The organism is Sinanaerobacter sp. ZZT-01 (assembly GCF_035621135.1).
Classification (GTDB): Bacteria; Bacillota; Clostridia; order Peptostreptococcales; family Anaerovoracaceae; genus IOR16.
This window is the reverse complement of sequence record NZ_CP141728.1, coordinates 2,234,307-2,255,062: the sequence shown is the minus strand read 5'-3', so window position 1 is coordinate 2,255,062 and position 20,756 is coordinate 2,234,307. Positions and strand designations below refer to the sequence as shown.

Genomic DNA, 20,756 nt, shown 5'->3' with positions numbered 1-20,756 from the left:
GTTAATAAAAATGGAACAGAACAAACAATCTAATACTACACTTATGACAAAAGGAGTGATCTGGAAACAGCTCCTTCTTTTTTCTTTTCCGCTGATTCTAGGAAATCTATTTCAACAATTATATAATACAGTCGACTCCATCGTCGTGGGGAATTTCATCGGAAGCTATGCGCTTGCTGCCGTTGGATCAAGCACTTCCATCATCAATGTTTTAATTGCGCTTTTTATGGGACTGACGATAGGTGCCGGAGTCGTCATCTCCCAATATTTTGGTGCAGAAAAAGAAGTATATGTACAAGAAACGCTTCAAACAGCCGCTGTATTCACCATACTGTTCGGATTTTTTTTGTCCGTTTTAGGCGTTTTTATGGCTGATCCGATTTTAACCTGGATTCACACCCCAAGCTCTGTGTTTTCACAGGCTTCTATCTATCTTAAAATCTTTTTCTCCGGAATCTTTTTTCTATTAATTTATAACATGGGAGCAGCACTCCTCCGAGCGGTTGGTGATTCAAAAACACCACTCTATTATTTGGGTGCAGCAAGCATCATTAACATCATTTTAGACCTCCTGTTTGTAGTGGTATTTCACCTCAATGTCATGGGTGTTGCACTTGCAACACTTATTTCTCAATCAATTGCTGCATTTCTCGTAGTAAGAAAGCTGGTTTTATCGAAAGAAAACTTCCGACTGGATCTTAAAGCTTTAAAAATATATCCAATTAGGCTAAAACGTATTTTATTATTGGGAATTCCTACCGGAATCCAGCAGATGGTGATTAGTCTTTCTAACGTCATTATCCAGGCTTATATTAATAAATTCGGTGCCACTGCTATGGCAGGCTGGGGTATTTTCAGCAAATTAGATGGCTTTTTAATTCTTCCTATTTTAAGTTTTGGTCTGGCAATGACTACTTACACGGGACAAAATGTCGGTGCAAAAAAAACAGACCGCGTCTATCAGGGCGTGCGAGTCTGCATGCTGATGAACTGCGGTCTATGTATCTTTATGTCTTCTCTTTTTTACATAACAGGTAATTTTGTCTTTCAAATTTTTACGAGAGAGCCGGAGGTTCTAAAGTTCTGTGCTCTCATTATACAGAACATGGTTCCTTTTTACTTTCTTTTAGCTATGATTCATGTTTTCAGCGGCACGATCAGCGGTGCCGGCTACTCTTTGCCTTCTATGCTGATCATTACCGGTAATATGTGTATTCTTAGAATTTTTCTCATTTGGTTGCTCTCTTCAAAATACACTGATGTGTCCGTTATTTTTTATGCCTATGTTCTTTCCTGGTTAGGCTGTATGCTCTGCTTTGCCGTATATTATTTCAAAGGAAGATGGAGGCGAGTTTTGGAAGTTTAAAGAACAAGCTTCATCACTTCCGGAAAACATTTTTGTCCACGCTGAGGACAGGTATAGCAATCGAAAAACGCAGGTGGCTCATCCCATCCAACATTTTGAAACCCTTGTTTTCGGAAAAATTCCGGAGCACGTGCCACTAAAAAAATCTGCTTTGCTCCGAGCTGCCTTGCTTTTTCCACCGCTTGATTCAATAAGGCTTTTGCCGTACCACTTTTGCGGTACGGTTCTTCTACGGCAATTCCGTCTATGATATATTCTCCTTCAAAATAAGCCAAAACACAACCACCGATTAACAGATTTTCTTCTGTCTCCGCTTTCCAGCAATGAAGAATATTCGGAGAAATCAATTCTTCCTCGTCCATCTCCAAATCATTTTTCAAAAATAATTCCATAACGGGAAGATAGTCTTTTGTCTCATTAATCTTTACCATTTTGCGCCCTCCATATTATCATGAATCGTATTGATTCGCAGGCATTGCGGAATCACTTCAATATCCAAAGGAAATTCCACGCCCTTTTCTCCATCAACGTCCGTTCCTACCTGCTGATCCGATTCTATAAACAACTTCTTCGTTTTAAACGCAACCACATTTTTATTTTCTATATGCTGGCCAGTTAAAACATTAATTAACAGAGGCGGCAGATCAATAATCGGCATCTCTCGAAATAGCATAACATCTAATAGTCCATCGTTAATCTCAGCAGTTGGTGCAATTCTCTTAAAGCCTCCGGCTGAGCGCCCATTCATAACCAGCATAAAGTATATCTTTTCCTGCGCTGTATATTCTTCACTGGTGATTTTTATCTGAATCGGACGAAGGTTCGGAATTTCCGAAACTCCTTTTAAATAGTAGGAAATCACTCCCAATGTATTTTTTATATTCGGGTCAGTTTTTTGACTTACATCCACTAAAAATCCCATTGCTGCAACATTTATAAAATATTTCTCATTAACGCGTCCCACATCAGCAAAGGTATATTTTTCATCCAAGGCTACTTCGATCATCTGTTCAATTTCGTGGGGGATATCAAAATAATACGCAAAATCATTTGCTGTACCCGCAGGAAAAATAGCTAAAGGTAAATCAATTTTATTGTTCAACATCGCATTCACCACCACATTAATGGTTCCGTCTCCGCCTGCTGCAATCACTTTCCTATATTTCTTCTTCTCAAGATCACGAAATACCTCCGATAAAAAGTCCGGTTTATCCGCACGAATCGGAATAATCTGCATATCCTTTTTTTGAAATTGCTCAATAATCAAATCCAAACTATTTTTAAACATCCCGTTTCCGGCCTTTGGATTGTATATTAACAATACTTTATGCGCGTTCGTATTCTTCATGATTCCACATCTCCCTAATATTACCAATTAAATATAATGAGCCGGCAAATACAATCGCATCAAAATTGTCTTGCTTCTTTTTTGCATACCGCACGGCCTCTTCCGGTAACCCGGCAAATACACAATGAAAACCCGCTCTTTTTATTTTAAGGCATAAATCTTCTGCATTCAATTTTCTTGGATTATCCGGCTGTGTTGCAACCAAAACAGCTCCGGTATCCGCAAAATCAGAAATCATTTTATCGATTTCTTTATCGGCCAGCATCCCGATAATAAGCAAAATCCTTCTTCCCGAAAAGTGCTTTCGCAAAGCATTGGAAAGCGCTTTTGCTCCATCATCATTATGTGCGCCGTCGATAATCACATAAGGTTTCTTCTGCAATACCTCAAATCTGCCTATCTGCTTCGCCTTTTTCATACCCTGTAAAATCATTTGTTTTGATAGATCTATTATATGCTCCTTTTTCAGGATTTCAAGGGCTGTCAAAGCACACAGAGCGTTTTCCACTTGGTGTTCACCAATCATTGTCAATGCTATATCATCATAAACAGTATCCATTATCTTTGCAGAAAAATGGTAACTATCCATTGTTGTGCGATTCAAGCTCACATTTTGAATCGTACAGTCTTTTGAAACGGAATTGCGATCTGCAAGATCATAAAAAGGTGCATGCTTGTTTTTTGCAATAGAAGCAATTGCTTTCGAAGCATTACGATCCTTCACATTACTTATAACGGGGACCTTCTCTTTTATAATCCCGGCTTTCTCATAAGCAATTTTCTCCAAAGTATCACCTAAATATTCCATATGATCAAAAGAAATCGAAGTAATCACCGCGGCAAGAGGCTTTTTCACAATATTTGTCGAATCGCCTTTTCCTCCCAATCCAACTTCCAGTACAACATAGTCTACTTTTTTCTTCCAAAAGTAAAGAAAAGCAATTGCTGTAATTATTTCAAACTCCGTCGGTGATTCAAATCCATCCTGAATTAATTTTTCTGTCTGCGTCAATACTTCCGCCGTACAAATGCTTAAATCTTTTTCAGAAATAGGCTCGCCATTTCTTTCAATACGCTCTGTAAATTTCTCAATATAGGGAGAGGTATATAACCCCGCCCTATATCCATGCTCCAACAATACGGAATAAAGGTAACGGCAAACCGACCCTTTCCCGTTCGTTCCGGCTACGTGAATCACTTTGAGATAATCCTGTGGATTTCCCAAATAAGCCATAAGTGTACGCATCCGTTCTAATCCTAATTTACTTCCAAATCTTCCAAATTCGTGTATCTTTTCTAATGTTTGTTCATATGTCATCATGATAATTTCTTTTCCACCAATGTGAGACGTGCGATCACTTTTTCCAGCATATCCTCATATTTTTGCATCTTCTCTCTCTCTGCGGAAATGACTGCTTCCGGTGCTTTACTTACAAAGCCTTCATTAGAAAGTTTACCTTTCACACGTGCTACTTCGCCGGTCAGCCGTTTCTTTTCTTTTTGTAAACGCTCTAATTCTGCTTTATAATCCAAAAGATCATCCAGCGGAATAAAAATTTCCACACGATTTATAACCGCAGACATCACTTCTTCCGGAATCTCCGCACGATCATGGATATAATGTATTTCTACAATATTGGCAATGCTTTTTATGTGACGTTCCGTACTCTTTAAATAGTCCTTCTCTTTGCCAGAAGCGAAGATAACCGCATGCAGCTTCTTTGAAGGTGCCGCTTCTGCTTCCGCACGAATGTTACGGATGCTGCGAATCACATCCATTGTAAGCTCTAAATTCTCCACTTCTTCTTCAAATGCCAGTTCCTCACTGTAAACCGGCCAGTTCTCGCCCATAAGGAATTTCTCTGCATCGTCTTCTCGTGGAAGGAAGCTCCAAATTTCCTCGGTAATAAACGGCATAAACGGATGTAGAAGCTTTAACATATCTTTCAGTGCTCTCACGAGAACAAAGCGGGCAACCTTCTTGTCCTCTTCATCATCACCATAGAGTCTTGCTTTCACAAGCTCAATATACCAGTCGCAATATTCATTCCAAATCAATTCGTAAATCTTCTGTGCGCCTAAGGACAGCTCAAACCGTTCCATGTTCGCAGTAATCTCTTTTGCCGCGGCATTTATTTTAGAGAGAATCCACTTGTCTTCTTCTCTTAATGCAATCTTCGGTAAGCCTTTTTTCTCTGCTTCCATTGCTCTCAAGTTTCCGTCTTCATCCTGCAGGTTCATGATTACAAAACGTGAGGCATTCCAAAGCTTATTTGCAAAGTTCCGGCTCGATTCCAGTTTATCTGTCTGAAAGCGCATATCATTGCCCGGTGTAATGCCTGTCATCAGCATGAAACGCAGTGCATCTGCACCAAACTGGTCGATGATTTCCAGCGGGTCAATGCCATTTCCAAGTGATTTGCTCATCTTTCTGCCTTCGGCATCCCGAACCAGTCCATGTACATATACATATTTAAACGGCACTTCACCCATCACATCAAGACCGGAAAATACCATACGGACAACCCAGAAGAAAATGATATCATATCCGGTAACAAGAACATCAGTCGGGTAGAAGTATTTTAAATCTTCGGTTTCATTCGGCCAGCCTAGGGTTGAAAATGGCCACAGCGCGGAACTAAACCAAGTATCCAGCACATCTTCGTCCTGATGGAGGTGTGTACTGTTGCACTTGCTGCAGCTTTCAGGCGCTTCTTTTGAAACCATGAGCGCTCCGCAATCGTCGCAGTAATATGCAGGGATACGGTGGCCCCACCAAAGCTGTCTGGAAATACACCAGTCTCGAATTTCTTCCAACCAGTGCAAGTAAATTTTTTCAAAACGGTCCGGAACGTGTGTAAGTGCCTTTGTTTTCGCGGCTTCAATCGCAGGCTTTGCAAGCTCTTCCATCGCGACAAACCACTGATCACTCACCATCGGCTCTACCACGGTATGACAGCGGTAGCATTCACCGGACGGAATGACCTTCTCTTCTGTTTTTACAAGGAAACCCGCACTTTCCAAATCGGAAACCCAAGCCTTCCTGCATTCGTAACGACTCATGCCTTCATATTTTCCGGCTTCATGGTTCATCGTTGCATCTTCGTTGATGCAAGTCAAATTCTCCAGATTATGACGTTCGCCCACTTCAAAGTCATTCGGGTCGTGCGCCGGTGTAATTTTAACCGCGCCGGTTCCTTTCTCGGGATCCGGATATGGGTCAGCAATCACCGGAATCGCGCGTCCTACGAGTGGAAGAATCACTTTTTTCCCCACGATATCCTGGTATCGTTCATCGCTTGGATTTACAGCGATCGCTACATCACCGAACATAGTCTCCGGCCGTGAAGTTGCCACAACGACACCTTCCCCTCCGTCTTCACCCGGATAACGAAAATACCAATATTTTCCATTTTTATCTTCATGCTCTACTTCTGCATCGGACAAAGAGGTTTTACATTCCGGACACCAATTAATAATACGGCTCCCTTTGTAAATCAAGCCCTTCTCATATAAGCGCACAAACTGCTCTAAGACAGCCTGACTACAGCCTTCATCCATCGTAAAGCGTTCTCTTTCCCAATCGCACGAACTTCCGAGCTTTCGAATCTGATTCTCAATTCGTTCGCCATACTCCTTCTTCCATGCCCAGGCTCTCTTTAAAAACTCTTCTCGCCCGATTTCTTCTTTTGTCTTTCCTTCTTCTGCACGCAGCTTTTCGACAACCTTAACTTCTGTTGCAATGCTGGCATGGTCCGTTCCCGGAAGCCAAAGTGCACAATAGCCTTGCATTCTCTTAAAGCGCGTCAAAACGTCCTGCAAGGTCTGATCTAGCGCATGTCCCATGTGCAGCTGGCCCGTGATGTTTGGCGGCGGCATAACAATGGTAAACGGCTTTTTATTTTCATCTCTTTCAGCGTGAAATGCACCGCTGTTTTCCCAATCCTGATAGATTCGATCCTCAAATTCTTTTGGACTGTAAGTCTTGGCTAAGTTTTTTTCCATCTGGCAATCCTCTCTTTTCTTCCTATTTATGATTCCTTTTCTTTGAAATTATTCTTCTAACTAAAAACGCCCTTTAAGGAATATTCCTTAAAGGACGGATTCTTTCCGCGGTACCACCTTTATTTCAAAGCAATGCTGCATCGGACGCGCAAAGACTGCGCAGGCTTTCGCCTTGCTTTGACTCTCTTTTTTGTTACGCTCCAAAGCAACCTTCCCAAGGCAGAGGCTTTCGAAATCTTTCAGCCACGGATTTCGTTCTCTCATAAAGCATTTTCCCGGTACTCCTCTTTTTCACAGCGTCCTATTCAATTTTACTGTTCATATGGTAAAACAGCTTATCTTTTATTTTATCGCATCTAAGACCTTTGTCAAGTGATTTGTTATTTATAGAAAAAGGAAGGTCACAACAGCAGAAACTACATGAAATGGTCAAGCATTTTTGTAACACCACCATCTAATTAACCCTAATCAAATCTAGCTTCAAACGGTGTCTGATATGCGTTGTACGAATGTGGACGAACCTGCTTGTACCAGCCATATGCATATTCTGACACAGCATGATTATATTCTCATTTCTGGATATGAATTCAATATCTTAATAAGGCATAATGATACTCTTTTCTTCTATCTATTTTATGTACCTTGGATTATTTAAGCCCTGTTCAAAATAAAATTAAACAAGGCTTTTGGATCACTTTCACCTCTAATAAGTGAACAAGCTTAGGCTATATTTCTGTCATGAACATGCGTGCCACACTTAATTTCCAAGGTGTTTCTGCTGTATATTCCACCGTATTGCTGTCCGTTTGTTTTGCTCCTGGATACCAAGATGCTCTTCTGGCATTTTGATGCTCTTTGAAATTAATAATCATATTATATTCCTTTTCAATGGGCATTAATCCGATTCCGGCTTCCAATGCTTTTTCCACACCTTTTTCGATTTTTTCTATAGACTCTTCCGGATGAATATTCCATACAGCATTACCAATTCCCTTCTTTGTGGCTACGGTAAAGATTTCTGGATGGCTCTTTTGAGCCAAACGGCACATGCCGTCATCTCCCGAAAGAAACACAGAGGCAACCCCATGAGCTGTTGCCCAAAGTGCATTCAATAAAAACTCCGAAGCTAACTCTCCATTAATTTTTATCCAGTTGAATAAATCATGTTCCATGGTATGCGCTAATGGACTTGCATCGCTTCCTTCAGGAGAATGGTATCCAATGTAAACAGCTGCGGCAAAACTCTCATCCAGTCCACCCATCATAGATGCCGGAGTGGTCATCCATCCCCGAATTAACTGTACACCTTTTGGCAATTGTGTCAAATCGATATTTAAAGCATCTTCATGTCCATCCTTAACCACCACTTCGTATCCCAGTTTCATGGCTGCTCTACATGCCGCTGCCACCTCCAAAGTCATTTGCCTGCAGGCTGCTTCATACCCCTGTCCGCCATATCTCGTTTCACACCAACTGGTAACACCAGTTACGCCTTCTATATCAGCGCTGATAAATACTTTCATCTTTATCCTCTCATCCATCCTATAAAAATTCTTTTAAAGCAAATACTTCTTTATCTCTGATGCCCTTTACCGTCTCTGCATGATAAATCGAACTGATTACCGCTTCTTCCACCGCTTCTGCCGTTGCTTCAAATACTTTGTCTATCGCATCATCATGGAACATTTTAGTGTCAATAATATTTTTTTCACTGTAATGGGGCATTATATTAGTGTTGGAAAACGCAATTGCAATGTCTCCGCTGCCGTTTCCTAGGAAGGAACCGGTCCGGCTCAAAGATACAGTGGCTCGTTTTGCCACACGCTTCAACTGTCTCTCATTAAGGGGTATATCTGTTGCAATGATGATAATAACCGATCCCTGTTCAGCCTTGCATCTCGGCACCGTATGCTCTGTATCAATTCTTCGGCCATCTATCATCAGGTTTCCAGACATTCCAAAATTGGACATCAGAATAGTTCCGATAGTATACTCTTTATTGTCACAAGATACAAGTCTTGAAGCAGATCCTATTCCGCCTTTGATGCCCATGCAAATCATGCCGGTACCGGATCCCACTGCACCTTCTTCAAATACATCCCCACAATTGTCTAATGCCTGTAACACATTTTCCTCTGTGACATGCATTCCTCTGATGTCATTCAGTTCTCCGTCATTGCATTCTGTAACCACACAGTTTACTGTGCCTGTGGTCGTTCCTATATCCTCATTATCCTTTAACATATATTTTGTCAATGCATTCATGGCCGTTCCCACGCCAAAAGTATTTGTCATGATAATCGGTGTCTCAATATTTCCTAATTCTTCAATCTGAACCAACCCGACACTTTTACCAAAACCATTTATCACAGAACTTCCTGCTAACACTTTATCTTTAAAAAGATTTCCCGTATGGGGTAAAATAGCTGTAACCCCCGTATGTATATCTTTTTCATTATTTTTTAAAGTCACATGTCCTACTTTTACACCGGGAACATCTGTAATCAGATTTCGCTCTCCTTTTTTAAATCTGCTTCGAATGCTCACTTCACAATCTTTAGGTAAACCCATCTCTTATGTCTCCTCCTCTATACTCTGTTTTTTTCTGCTTTTAGCTTCCTGTCAAATATAAAATAAACCACTGCACCCATAGCCGGTACGATTAAACCAATTAAAGCGGTAAACGGGTCTTCCATCAGGGTATTGATCATCAACCCCGCAAACAGGGCAATGGAAATAATGACCGTGACCGGATATCCCCAGGCCTTGTACGGACGTTCAAGTGTTGGGAATTTCTTCCTGTACACAATAACAGCCACTACACATAATACATTGAACAGCATCCCCGCAAATACTACCAGAGAGGTCAGCTGATCCAAATTTCTTAAAAGAACTAATACCGTTGCGATAACTGCCTGCCAAATTAATGATGTGGTAGGAACATTATATTTAGGGTGCAATTTTGCATAACTCTTAAAGAAGTGTCCCTCTTTTGCCATAGCATAATAATTACGAGGAAAGGCAATAATCATCCCATTCAGAGCACTGAACATGGCAATGATCATGGTCACAAGCACCAGTCCTCCGCCGATGCCACCGAAAACACGCTTTGCTACTTCTGTTCCCAGATATAAATTTCCACTTTCAATCATACTCACAATCTCTCCATGGGGAAGAACTTTGTATAAAGCAAAGTTGAATAAAGTATAAATCACGGTGATAGCACCGATACCAATCAGTAATGCTCTTGGTAAGTTCTTAGCCGGATTTTTCATCTCTTCAGCAAGAGAATTCAGATTCGTCCAACCTTCATAGGCCCACAAAGTAGCTACTGTAGCAAAAGCAATCATACCGATTATGGCACTGAAGCTGACATCTCCGCTGCCGGTAGGGACTAGGCTTAAATCGGGATTTTGCTTACCTAGCACAATTGCTCCCAAGATAATGATAATAATAGGAATTAATTTTGCAACCATTGAGACATTCTGTAATATGGTTCCCTGCTTGATTCCCATTGAATTATATGCCGTCAATAGAATAATCAACGCGATAGCGATTCCTTTTATTGTAAAATCGGATAATGAGATGTAACCTCTCAATGCGGTAGGCAATGCAATGGCTAATGCCGCAATGGATCCTGCACCACTAAGAAGCCAGCTTGTAAAACCAAACATATAACCCACAACTGGGTGATAGGCTTCATCTAAATAAATAACCATTCCACCGGATTTCGGGCAAGATGCTCCCAATTCGGCAAAGCACAAACCTCCAAGCAGGGACACGATTCCTCCCACTATCCAACATAGCAAGGCCAATCCCATACTCATTTGAGTTCGTTCCAATACATATGAACCTAAATAAAAAATTCCCGAACCAATCATGATTCCGCCAATGATGCTTACACCGCCAAAGAGACCGATTTCCTTTTTAAATCCAACTTCATTGACTGTTGCATCAAAATTACTTTTTGAATTCATAATTTTTCCTCCTTAATATTTTGTAGTCTGCGACTATATATTAAGATATTGCAAAAACAGTGCCAATTAATAATTGTTGAAAAAAAGCAGAATCTGCAAGCATTTCAGGCTAAAATAACTTTTTTATCCTATTAAATCCAATTTAACACTATTTATATTATCATATGTGGTGTTACACTAATGTTTTAATTTCTCATTGGAGGATGAGTTTCCTATCTTATCCTTTCATTCAATAACAGAGTATGGCTGATGTATACCTTCTCTTTTGCCGTCCCATTTTATTGGTATAATAATTGCATTACTTTATCTTAATTATTATCAATTAGGAGGTACTAATCAATATGAAAAACAGGACTACTGTCAACGAACTACTTATTCAACGGGAAATGGATTTCTGGAATGTTCCAGGATTATCTTTGAGTATTGTAAAAAAAGGCCATGAACCTTATACGAAATCCTTTGGCTGGAGAGACAAGGAAAACAAACTGGAGGTAATGGACACTACACTTTTTGGTGTAGCCTCCTGCTCAAAATCCATGACCTCTGCAATAATTGCCATGTTGGTGGCTTCTGGGAAACTGGACTATGATATTCCCGTCATAAACTACATTCCTGGATTTGCAATGATGGATGAAGAAGCGACTGGCAGCATGACCCTTCGGGACATGCTGTGCCACAGAACAGGACTTGGCGGCCATGATGCCATTTGGCCCGTCCCAAAAACATTAAAAGAATTCTCCCAAGTTTTTCCATATCTTCTGCCCAGCGCCCCCTTCAGAAGCAGGCCGCAATACAGCAACATCATCTATGCTGTAATCGGTTATATTGCAGAAACCGTAACTGGACAATCATGGACCAATTTGATGCAAAATTATTTGTTTGATCCATTAGGTATGACCTCGGCCAATTGTCAGGCAAAGGCCATGATCGATTCTGACAATTTTGCTCATCCATACCAGGTATTAGACGGCAAACTTACCAAACTTCCCGTCTGGAATGTAGATGTAGTCGCCCCGGCAGCTTCCGTTAACTGTACCGCAATAGATATGTGCAAATGGCTGTCTTTCCTGATTAATAAAGGCCGCACAGCGGACGGCACTCAATTGATTCCAGAAAATATCTTCCAAGCCATGATTACCCCACAGGTAGATTTTTCAGATGATATAGGACCCGATGCGAAACTATATCCCTCAGACGGATATGCTATGGGGTGGAAAACCGGTAAATACAGAGAAAAATTAATTTGTAAGCATACGGGCAAAATCGAAGGATATACCTCTATCCAAGCCTTCATGCCAGATGATGATATTGGAATCTCCCTTATGATGAACCTTCATTCACCCACCGTTGCCATCATGCATACGATTCTTTATACTCTCATTGACTCATTGCTGAATCTTCCTTCGGTTGACTGGACCTGGAAATTCAGAGATGACAGGAAGCCTACGGCAGAAGATTATAAAGATTGCCACGTGGACATCTTTCATTCCATTTATCCAGATGCCATCCCTAATGAAATGCCGTCACAGCAACTTATGGCATCCTATAAGGCTCACTTATATGAAGGTACATACCATAATCCCGGATATGGTTTTTTAACAATAGTATCCAAGGGTGACAAGTTATATATGAAATATCGGGATATGTTTTTACCTGCAACACCTTATTGGACCGGTAATTTCCGAGTGGATAACGTAAAAGAAGATATATTCACGCTGTCCATCCCACTTACCTTTATCTGCGATGAGAAACATAAAAGCATTGGCTTAAGAGTCCGTTTTGAGCCCCTGATTGATGATATTGTATTTCTTAAGAAAGATTAACTTACACCTGTTTGATAAATTGGATACCCTTTTCCGTAATCTGTGCCCCACAGCGGCCGCGCTTTATAGATATAAAGCCCTGAGATTCCAGGTCAGACAATATTGTCCGCAGTTTGCCGTCACTGATTTTAATACCCTGCATATTCAGTTTTCCAATCATTGCACTGCGTCCAATCCCATGATAAGCCTGGGTAGCTTTGTAGATTTCTGTTAAAACCTTTTGGGAAACAGCATTTACGTCAACGGGTATTCTTTCATCAACAGAATTCTTTTCCTTAGCAGAACCTGCCGGTTCGAAAGAATCTGCGGTCGTTCTGCTTTTTATTTCATACAAATACTCAGGGAATTTTCCAAGTGTTTTATAGTACAGGCTGGCACTTTGAAGCTGTCTGATGTTCCCAGGCCATTGGTACTCTACCAGCAATGTTTTCTCGCTCTCAGTAACATTACTGTATGCTTTCCCGAGAAAAAACTTCAACAGGGGTAAAATATCATCTTTTCTCTGACTTATGGATTTTAAAAATACTGGAATCACGTTTAATCGATAAAATAAATCTGCACGGAATTTTCCCTTTTGCACCGCTTCTTCTAATTTTGAATTGGTTGCTGCTATAATTCTAATATCCACGTCGATTACCTTTTCACTGCCTATCCGCATAATCTGCTTTTCCTGAATCGCCCGCAGCAGTCTCGTTTGAAGATTGGCTGAAATATCTCCTATCTCATCTAAAAACAAAGTTCCCGTATGCGCTTTTTCAAAAAAACCAAGCTTTCCATTTTTTTGTGCTCCCGTAAAAGAACCTCCTTCATAGCCAAACAGTTCACTTTCAAGAAGAGTCTCTGGTATTGCTGCACAATTTACGGCAACAAAAGGCGCATTACTCCTATTAGAATAATTGTGTATGGACTGGGCCATTAATTCCTTTCCAGTCCCAGATTCTCCTCTTATCAATATTGTATAATCTGTTCTTGCTACCTGCTTTGCCACATCAATACATTCTGCCATGGAATCAGACTTAAAAATTATATCCTGAAAAGTATGTTTAGCAATCAGTCCCTTCTTCGCGTTATAATTTTTTAAATTGATCTCTATATCATGTAATATCTTTTCACTTTGCAAATTTAATAAATAGCCTATGGTCTCATCCATGAGCTTTATGGTAGTTTTTTCAAATATATAGTTTTCATCTGCGAGGACTAACGGATAATTTTTTAAATCTTCCCCTCGTATAAGTTCCGCATCAATATATTTAAAGGGAGCATTCACATTTGTCTCAAATAGTACATTCGCTTTCTCATTAAAATATACCACTTCCAGCTTTTCATTCAGCATAATGATAACTGCTAAAGAATTATCCACTACACGGTTTAACAATTTCCCTTTCAAATAACTGTTATAATAATTATCATGATAATCAGTATTCGGTTCGATGATTGTGTGTAAATGCCTGATCAGATTTCGATTTACCACATCATTTTCAAGATCAAGCTTTCTCATTAATTTCAGCAATGTATCAAAGCTTATTTCTCGATACCCTATATTTACTATTTTCTTAACTGTCTTGGGTACTAGACTCTCTTCATTAGGTGTAATAGCGTACTCTATCCCATTGTAATTTCCGCTTGCCGTCGATTCCTTGTCGTATGGAATTAAATTCAAATGACTAATACCGAGTTCATAAAGAGTATAGGTGGTTTGTATGGTCGTTTCATAGGAATCATTTACAACGAGCACGTCCGTATCTTTAGGAATCTCCAGCATGGCGTGCAGAAATTCTTTTCTTATACTTCTTCCAAGTAAAATCAATTTATAAAAATTTGATATATGATTTTTAAGCTGATAAATCATATCCTCATAAACCATCAGATATGCATCTGCTTCAATTTGTTCATTAGGTAACAATTCGCTGATAAAATAGCTTTTTATTTCTATATACGCTTCAAATATGTGATACAGAGCATTTTCCAAATAAGTAATAACTTCTTGATTTTCTCTATTTTTATAGATAAGTGCAATCTTTTTCATTGACATGACCTCCTAAACCGTATTCTCCATTCAATTTAACTATACAAGGCAAGAAAGAATAATACAACTAAAAAAGTAGCTGAGTTTGTATTACTCAGCCACCTCCATTAATTTTAAAGATATTTTGATATTAGTGATTTTCAGTCCATTCTTCTACATAACCTTCCATAACATCATGAAGAACTTTTCCTATTTTAGAATAGGATTCGTCACAGAGATTTGCCAGTGATATCCTTATAGACCATTCAGGACCATTGAAACCATTTCCGTCTAGGAGCACAATTGAGGACTGCTCTGCAAGCCTTATAAGTATATCTACAGTTTTATAGTTATCCTTTAGGTATTTTGTGAAATCCTCACTGTAGTTTTGGCTTGCCCACTCAATGAGATCGAATTGAGTATAATATGCTGCGCTATATTGATCTTTTTTCACATCAAGTCCCAACCCTTCAAACAATAGCTTCTGCCTACGGCGGCAGATATTCTTTGTAAGATTTTTGTACTTGTTCTCCCGATCCGTTATAGCGAACAAAGAAAAGAAAGCCATCTGCACCTGCTGAGGTGTTGAAAGTCCTGCAGTGTGGTTAAGAGCAACCTGTCTGCTATCCGCCACTATCCTGTCTACAAACTTTATGCTGTCTGGATTCGTTGAAAGCCCGGAGTATCTTCTTCTTGCCCTTTCCTTCTTGTCCTCATCCTGCTCCTTTAGAAGTTTATCAAATACATTGTCCTCATAGATAGCGATAGTTCCAAGCCTCCAGCCTGTGACTCCGAAGTATTTAGAGTAAGAGTAAACCCCTATAGTGTTATACGGCAGGTCAGCCATCAGAGATCTGAAGCCGTCCACAAAGGTACTGTATACATCATCTGATATGATCATAAGGTCTGGGTTATCCTTATGGACAATGTTTTTTAGGAGTTTAACTGATTCTGGCTTCATAGCAACCGAAGGAGGATTGCTTGGATTTACAATGCATAGGGCCTTTATTGATTTGTCACTAAGCTTATCTATTTCCGAATCAGGATACTGCCATGTCCTGTTACCTTGCTCATCCACTTCGTTTGCACAAATATTTACCACTTCAAAGTTATATCGCGGCAGATGCGGTATCTCTAGATATGGCGTAAACACTGGTGTCATGATAGCAATTTTATCCCCCTTTGAAAGCATGTTGTTTGCGATGAGGGAATCGAACACGTAGCACATCCCTGCTGTAGCTCCCTCTACTGCAAAGGTCCTGAAAATACCTTCAAGCGGTTCATTATAGCATAACTCCTGTATAAGATAGTCGTTCACTACCTTTTCTATATGCCAAAGCATCCTGTCAGGCATAGGATAGTTATCCCCGATTATACCGTCTGCCAGCTCGTATATCCATTCGTCCGGATTGAATCCTTTCATTGTTATTCCGTAGTTTATTATCCTCTTAAGTTGCTCTGCCCCTGGAGCGCTGCTGTTTTTGTTGATATATTGCTTGAAACGTTGTGCAATCCCTTCCTTTTTGGGCATTCCCCCTAAGTCCCCCTCGTTCCAGACCCTTCTGCTTTCCGCAACTGCGAACTGACCAAATGTGAAGAATGCTTCTCTAGGTGTTGCTGCTATCCAGTTAGGATTTCCCCTTCCCGCATCCAGCAGCGAGTGCGTTCCACTCTTGTTTGACTCTTCTGCAAGACTTATTAACTTGTCTTTGAGTTCGAATGGGCTGATTTTACCATATACTTTTTCTATTTCTTCTCTTTGAAGACTCATTTTATCCATTAATATTTACTCCCTATTATTTTTATGTAGTTTTATATATTCTAATTATCATTAATTATATTCTGCTTATACTATAGAGTTTAATCCATAGCTTTTCTTCCCACCATTTCAATTGCGCTCTGGGCTAATATTTTAGTTGGGTCAATAAAATTGCCTTTTATATTCATCATCTGGAAAGCTACAGGCAGTTCTGTGCAACCTAATATTACAGTATCTATGTTCTGCAATTCGAAATAAGAAATTATAGAATTGATATCGCCCGAGTTGTATTCTGTTCGTCCAGCTTTAATGCCATATATTAGATCACTAATTTTGTCCTGATCTGCACCATTTGGTTTTATAACTTTAATACCATACTTTTTTAATATCTTATCGTAAACTCCGGACTTGCAGGTTCCTGCTGTGGCTAACAATCCTATCTTACTGGCATCAGGTTTAACCTTTTTTATTTTTTTAGCAACTTCTTCAATCATATTAATAAAAGGTATACGAAGGTATTTTACTATTTCATCGTAAAAGTAATGGGCAGTATTGCATGGCATTATTATGACATCAGCACCCATCAATTGCAGTTTCATAGCTGCCTCTACCATGTATTTCGTCGGATCCTCCCCATAACCTAAAATATAACTAGTTCTATCAGGTATGGCAGTATAATTATCAATCAGTATATGGATATGTTCATTATCATTCTTAGCTTCTGTAAGAATAATAATTTTATGGAAAAGATCATCCGTTGCAAGTGGCCCCATGCCACCTAGTATTCCAATTGTTTTATTATTCAAATGCTCATTATTAAAATTTATATCAGACATTATTAAATCACCACCGAATTTATATTTATTTTTATTTTCAAATTATGTTAATAAGAATATGATATCGCGATTTTCAATTATTCTGATTTACAACATCATTATAGCACCGTATAATATATATGAAAAATACTATAAATATATCTTATTTATACTTTTTAAATATAAATCAAAGGAGTGATTTTCTTGGATATTAAACAACTTAATTATTTTCTTGCAATTATTGAGGAGGGCAGCATAACCAAAGCTGCTGAAAGACTGCACATAGCTCAGCCACCTCTTAGCCATCAATTGAAGCTTCTTGAGGAGGAACTTGAAATAAAACTAATAGAAAGGACTACTAAAAAACTCCAAATAACAGGTGCTGGGGAACTTTTACAATATCGCGCTGAGCAAATTTTGCAGTTAGTAGATACTACTATCAATGAATTAAAAAATTATAATAAAGAATTTTTAGGTGTATTATCAGTGGGTACTGTACCATCTTCAGGTGGAATACTTTTACCAGAATTGCTATATTCTTTTCATGAAAAATACCCTAGCTTGAATTTTCAAATACGGGAAGGCGATACCTATAGAATATTAGATATGCTGACTAAAGGAATAATAGATATTGGAATCGTTAGAACTCCATTTAATTCTGAGATTTTTGATTCAATTAGCTTACCATTTGATCCAATGATGGCTATAACCAAGAATGATTTGTACTTACAGGGAGAAAATGAATTCATATCGGTAACTAATCTTATCAACACCCCCCTAATAATAGATCGCAGATTTGAATTAATGATAGTTAGCTCATGTAAGAAGGCCGGATTTAAGCCTAGAATACTTTGTGAATGTGATGACGTTAGATCGATAATATCATGGGCAGAAACAGGGATGGGCGTTGGAATTGTGCCTAAACCAGCTACTGGGCTTATCTCAAATCCCAATATAATTTGTCGAGAGATCAATGAGTTATCTTTGGAAACAAGAACAACTCTGTTATGGCTAAAAGACAGACATTTATCATACATCGCCAAAGAATTTTTACAAGTTTTCGAAGCTGATATATAGACTATAGACACCAAGGTATGGAATAGTGTAATGGTATATTAAACTTGTGACGCTCCGATCTAATAGATTAAAATATTTATTAGAAAAGGAGTGTTTTATGAAAACAGTTAGTGAAGAAACGAAAAGAAAAAATGCCAAGAAAATGATGCCGCTAAATCCGAATATGAATTAATGCAGGGGTTCATAAGCTAAGGCAGGGCCTAGGATTCTCTAAAATTGAAAAATAAGAATATAACATAAGTGTTTTATTTGTATAGTCATACTCACTTACTCCTTGATAAATAAGTAATTCTGTAATCAACCTATTGCAATTACTCTGGAGACACATTGTGCTCTTTTCTATAATTAGATAAATAATATCATAGTCTTGATTTGGAGAGGTATGTATATATGATGAATAATATATAGAACTCCTATCATTTTTAATCATCTTATACACCAAAAAATCTAAATTTTCCGTTTTTTCTTTAATTCTCTCATTTCGTAAACTATGAATAACATTATAAATTGACCCAGATCTTATATTTTCAGGTAATATGTTAAAATTAATTTGTTCTATATCTACTTTATTTTTTAAAAAATCAATTATTTGATCTAATGATTTTTCACCAGGCAGCACCTGTTCTTTATACTTAGCGTACAGTTTGTCTTTATCCATTAGTTTAGCACTACATTTCTTACAACAGTACCAAAGTGGTCAATTTCTTGTTCAGACACATTTTCGCTAACCTCAATAATTTGTATATCAGTCGGTACATTCTCTACCAATATTTCTGTCGCAGATGTGACAGAAATAGAAGAAAATACAATCGTTAGCATTAGCAACATACTTAAAATCTTTCGTTTACTTGTTTTCATCTTTATTCCCCTTTCTTAAAAAACATAGCTACTAATTCCCAATTTAGTTTATTTTATATCAATATTATTAAAGATTCAATCTTTTTTATATTTCCAAAAAAACATCAAATATTTTATATTATCATTTTAAATATTGCTATTCTAAATCCGAAAGGGGGATTGATATCTTAGGCTTTTATCAATATATAAATACAAATCTACTTGTTTATTTTTTATTCTCATAATATTTTCTTAAAAAGGATTCTCTATGTAACGGACAGGCTCCGTAAAGGTCAAGACCTGCGTAATGTGCTTTTGTTCCATAGCCTTTATTTTTAGCAAATGCGTAGTAAGGGTATTCTTTCTCATATTCGCCCATCATACGGTCTCTTGTGACCTTTGCTAAAATGGATGCGGCAGCGATGGAAACGCTGGTGCTATCGCCGTGTACAATCCCAGTTTGTGGAATATCTATATTTTTTAGTGTCAATGCATCAATTAAAATATGCTCCGGCTTTTTCGACAGACCTTCAATTGCCTGTGACATTGCTTCTTTTGTCGCTTCTAAAATATTGATTTCATCAATTCGTTGATTGTCTATGAGCCCAATCGCATAGCAACTCGCTTCTTCTTTTATTCTCTCAAAGAGCTCTTCTCTTTTTTTCTCAGAAAGCTTCTTTGAGTCGTCTACGCCAAGTACAGAAAAATTCTCCGGTAAAATGACCGCGGCAGCTACTACAGGCCCGGCTAACGGGCCTCGTCCCACTTCATCTACTCCGGCAATGCTTCGAATTCCCTTCTCATAAAGCGCCGCCTCTACCCGTTTCATCTCAACAAGGCGCACCTTCAATGCTTCGAATCGTTCTTCCTTTGTCATATGCACTTCTCCAATGTAATATTTCCAATCTGTGCGCTGCGAAATTCATCCATGACGGTTCTTCCGGTTCTCTCATAATCAAAGCGGTTGCCTGATTGAATAAATCCACGCTTCTTTGCAATCGCTTCCATCGTCGCGAGAGGAGTTTCTTCGATTTGCTCCAGCTTATACCGTTCAACCAGCAGTTCCGGGTAATCCCTGCATAGGATTGTAATCAGCTCCAGTGCAAGCGTTGCAATATCTAAAACCTCATCTTTAATGGAACCGCAAAATGCCAGATCAAGTCCTGCCTTGGGATCTTCAAATTTGGGCCAGAGAATTCCGGGAGTGTCTAAAAGCTGCATATCGTTTCCTAGGTTCAGCCATTGTTTTCCTCTCGTTACGCCCGGCTTGTTTCCGGTTCTCGCGCTTTTCTTTCCCGTCAGGCGATTGATTAAGGAAGATTTTCCAACGTTCGGCACGCCGACAATCATCATTCGGAGTGGTTTTTTCCGGAGTGAGTCTTTATTCTTTTCATCCCTCAAAGAGGAGAGCAGCTTTAAAAGCTGAGAAACACCTCCGCCGCTCATGCAGTTCATCGTAAGCACATACGCCCCCTGCTCTTTAAAATGCCGAATCCAATTTTCTGTCGCCCTTTGATCTGCCAAATCGCTCTTATTTAAAATGATGATACGCTGCTTGCTTTTTACAAGCTCATCAATGATTGGATTTCGGCTGGATATCGGAATTCGTGCGTCGATTACCTCAATCACCGTATCGACTGCCTTTAAATTTTCCTGTATCAATTCTCTGGTTTTTTTCATATGCCCCGGATACCAGTTAATATGCTCCATCTCTATTCTCCTTCCTCTTTGAAAAAATCCCTTA

The 20,756-nt window shown here is 39.0% G+C and carries 18 protein-coding genes; 3 read left to right on the top strand and 15 right to left on the bottom strand.

The genetic code is table 11. The features are described from left to right. Positions 1-10: 10 nt before the first annotated feature. Positions 11-1,366, top strand: coding sequence for an MATE family efflux transporter (locus U5921_RS10760; protein WP_324823215.1), 1,356 nt, complete (start codon positions 11-13; stop codon positions 1,364-1,366). On the opposite strand, the gene U5921_RS10755 is transcribed toward U5921_RS10760, so the two are convergent. From U5921_RS10755 to U5921_RS10720, 8 genes are all read right to left on the bottom strand, one after another. Further along, positions 1,363-1,797, bottom strand: a complete 435-nt coding sequence (locus U5921_RS10755) for a GNAT family N-acetyltransferase (protein ID WP_324823213.1) — start codon at positions 1,795-1,797, stop codon at positions 1,363-1,365. The two genes, U5921_RS10760 and U5921_RS10755, sit on opposite strands and share 4 nt — an antisense overlap. Next, a complete protein-coding gene (locus U5921_RS10750; protein ID WP_324823211.1) occupies positions 1,791-2,714 on the bottom strand; it encodes a YegS/Rv2252/BmrU family lipid kinase in 924 nt (307 codons plus the stop codon). The genes U5921_RS10755 and U5921_RS10750 overlap by 7 nt, the downstream gene beginning before the upstream one ends. Beyond that, positions 2,692-4,035, bottom strand: coding sequence for a folylpolyglutamate synthase/dihydrofolate synthase family protein (locus U5921_RS10745; RefSeq protein WP_324823209.1), 1,344 nt, complete (start codon positions 4,033-4,035; stop codon positions 2,692-2,694). Before U5921_RS10745 ends, U5921_RS10750 begins: the two co-directional genes overlap by 23 nt. After that, complete coding sequence (locus U5921_RS10740; protein ID WP_324823207.1) at positions 4,032-6,719, bottom strand: valine--tRNA ligase; 2,688 nt, start codon at positions 6,717-6,719, stop codon at positions 4,032-4,034. Before U5921_RS10740 ends, U5921_RS10745 begins: the two co-directional genes overlap by 4 nt. An 87-nt stretch (positions 6,720-6,806) precedes the next feature. Beyond that, a complete protein-coding gene (locus tag U5921_RS10735; protein ID WP_324823205.1) occupies positions 6,807-6,983 on the bottom strand; it encodes a hypothetical protein in 177 nt (58 codons plus the stop codon). A gap of 461 nt (positions 6,984-7,444) precedes the next feature. Next, a complete protein-coding gene (locus U5921_RS10730) occupies positions 7,445-8,242 on the bottom strand; it encodes a M55 family metallopeptidase (protein ID WP_324823203.1) in 798 nt (265 codons plus the stop codon). 19 nt (positions 8,243-8,261) lie between these two features. Then, positions 8,262-9,290 (bottom strand): P1 family peptidase, encoded by a 1,029-nt coding sequence (locus U5921_RS10725; protein WP_324823201.1) that lies wholly within the window; start codon positions 9,288-9,290, stop codon positions 8,262-8,264. A 17-nt stretch (positions 9,291-9,307) separates the two neighbouring features. Next, positions 9,308-10,696, bottom strand: coding sequence for an APC family permease (locus U5921_RS10720; RefSeq protein WP_324823199.1), 1,389 nt, complete (start codon positions 10,694-10,696; stop codon positions 9,308-9,310). A 341-nt stretch (positions 10,697-11,037) separates the two neighbouring features. Between U5921_RS10720 and U5921_RS10715 the strand changes: the two genes are divergently transcribed. Then, the gene (locus U5921_RS10715) at positions 11,038-12,519 is read left to right on the top strand and encodes a serine hydrolase (protein WP_324823197.1); all 1,482 of its coding nucleotides are present in this window, start codon (positions 11,038-11,040) and stop codon (positions 12,517-12,519) included. Between the two features lies 1 nt (position 12,520). Here U5921_RS10715 and U5921_RS10710 read toward each other — a convergent pair whose 3' ends face one another. The 3 genes from U5921_RS10710 to U5921_RS10700 form a co-directional block, all read right to left on the bottom strand. After that, the gene (locus U5921_RS10710; protein ID WP_324823195.1) at positions 12,521-14,545 is read right to left on the bottom strand and encodes a sigma-54 interaction domain-containing protein; all 2,025 of its coding nucleotides are present in this window, start codon (positions 14,543-14,545) and stop codon (positions 12,521-12,523) included. A 130-nt stretch (positions 14,546-14,675) separates the two neighbouring features. After that, positions 14,676-16,304, bottom strand: a complete 1,629-nt coding sequence (gene aspD / locus U5921_RS10705) for an aspartate 4-decarboxylase (protein WP_324823194.1) — start codon at positions 16,302-16,304, stop codon at positions 14,676-14,678. Between the two features lie 80 nt (positions 16,305-16,384). Beyond that, positions 16,385-17,119 carry an aspartate/glutamate racemase family protein gene (locus U5921_RS10700; protein WP_324823192.1) on the bottom strand — a complete coding sequence of 245 codons (735 nt, stop codon included), beginning with the start codon at positions 17,117-17,119 and terminating at the stop codon, positions 16,385-16,387. A 183-nt stretch (positions 17,120-17,302) separates the two neighbouring features. Between U5921_RS10700 and U5921_RS10695 the strand changes: the two genes are divergently transcribed. Beyond that, on the top strand, positions 17,303-18,175 hold the full coding sequence (locus tag U5921_RS10695; protein WP_324823190.1) for a LysR family transcriptional regulator: 873 nt from the start codon (positions 17,303-17,305) through the stop codon (positions 18,173-18,175). 181 nt (positions 18,176-18,356) lie between these two features. On the opposite strand, the gene U5921_RS10690 is transcribed toward U5921_RS10695, so the two are convergent. The 4 genes from U5921_RS10690 to ylqF all read right to left on the bottom strand — a co-directional run bounded on the left by U5921_RS10690 (position 18,357) and on the right by ylqF (position 20,722). Continuing rightward, the gene (locus tag U5921_RS10690; protein WP_324823188.1) at positions 18,357-18,833 is read right to left on the bottom strand and encodes a hypothetical protein; all 477 of its coding nucleotides are present in this window, start codon (positions 18,831-18,833) and stop codon (positions 18,357-18,359) included. Further along, positions 18,833-19,033 (bottom strand): hypothetical protein, encoded by a 201-nt coding sequence (locus tag U5921_RS10685; protein ID WP_324823186.1) that lies wholly within the window; start codon positions 19,031-19,033, stop codon positions 18,833-18,835. Before U5921_RS10685 ends, U5921_RS10690 begins: the two co-directional genes overlap by 1 nt. A 205-nt stretch (positions 19,034-19,238) precedes the next feature. Beyond that, complete coding sequence (locus U5921_RS10680) at positions 19,239-19,889, bottom strand: ribonuclease HII (protein ID WP_324823184.1); 651 nt, start codon at positions 19,887-19,889, stop codon at positions 19,239-19,241. Next, on the bottom strand, positions 19,886-20,722 hold the full coding sequence (gene ylqF / locus U5921_RS10675; protein WP_324823182.1) for a ribosome biogenesis GTPase YlqF: 837 nt from the start codon (positions 20,720-20,722) through the stop codon (positions 19,886-19,888). Before ylqF ends, U5921_RS10680 begins: the two co-directional genes overlap by 4 nt. Between the last annotated feature and the right edge of the window lie 34 nt (positions 20,723-20,756).

Coding starts and splice junctions, on each gene's coding strand:
- U5921_RS10700 (WP_324823192.1), bottom strand. CDS start 17,119: ATGTCTGATATAAATTTTAATAATGAGCATTTGAATAATAAAACAATT.
- U5921_RS10740 (WP_324823207.1), bottom strand. CDS start 6,719: ATGGAAAAAAACTTAGCCAAGACTTACAGTCCAAAAGAATTTGAGGAT.
- ylqF (WP_324823182.1), bottom strand. CDS start 20,722: ATGGAGCATATTAACTGGTATCCGGGGCATATGAAAAAAACCAGAGAA.
- U5921_RS10760 (WP_324823215.1), top strand. CDS start 11: ATGGAACAGAACAAACAATCTAATACTACACTTATGACAAAAGGAGTG.
- U5921_RS10715 (WP_324823197.1), top strand. CDS start 11,038: ATGAAAAACAGGACTACTGTCAACGAACTACTTATTCAACGGGAAATG.
- U5921_RS10690 (WP_324823188.1), bottom strand. CDS start 18,833: ATGGATAAAGACAAACTGTACGCTAAGTATAAAGAACAGGTGCTGCCT.
- U5921_RS10680 (WP_324823184.1), bottom strand. CDS start 19,889: ATGACAAAGGAAGAACGATTCGAAGCATTGAAGGTGCGCCTTGTTGAG.
- aspD (WP_324823194.1), bottom strand. CDS start 16,304: ATGGATAAAATGAGTCTTCAAAGAGAAGAAATAGAAAAAGTATATGGT.
- U5921_RS10685 (WP_324823186.1), bottom strand. CDS start 19,033: ATGAAAACAAGTAAACGAAAGATTTTAAGTATGTTGCTAATGCTAACG.
- U5921_RS10755 (WP_324823213.1), bottom strand. CDS start 1,797: ATGGTAAAGATTAATGAGACAAAAGACTATCTTCCCGTTATGGAATTA.
- U5921_RS10745 (WP_324823209.1), bottom strand. CDS start 4,035: ATGATGACATATGAACAAACATTAGAAAAGATACACGAATTTGGAAGA.
- U5921_RS10710 (WP_324823195.1), bottom strand. CDS start 14,545: ATGAAAAAGATTGCACTTATCTATAAAAATAGAGAAAATCAAGAAGTT.
- U5921_RS10735 (WP_324823205.1), bottom strand. CDS start 6,983: ATGAGAGAACGAAATCCGTGGCTGAAAGATTTCGAAAGCCTCTGCCTT.
- U5921_RS10720 (WP_324823199.1), bottom strand. CDS start 10,696: ATGAATTCAAAAAGTAATTTTGATGCAACAGTCAATGAAGTTGGATTT.
- U5921_RS10725 (WP_324823201.1), bottom strand. CDS start 9,290: ATGGGTTTACCTAAAGATTGTGAAGTGAGCATTCGAAGCAGATTTAAA.
- U5921_RS10730 (WP_324823203.1), bottom strand. CDS start 8,242: ATGAAAGTATTTATCAGCGCTGATATAGAAGGCGTAACTGGTGTTACC.
- U5921_RS10750 (WP_324823211.1), bottom strand. CDS start 2,714: ATGAAGAATACGAACGCGCATAAAGTATTGTTAATATACAATCCAAAG.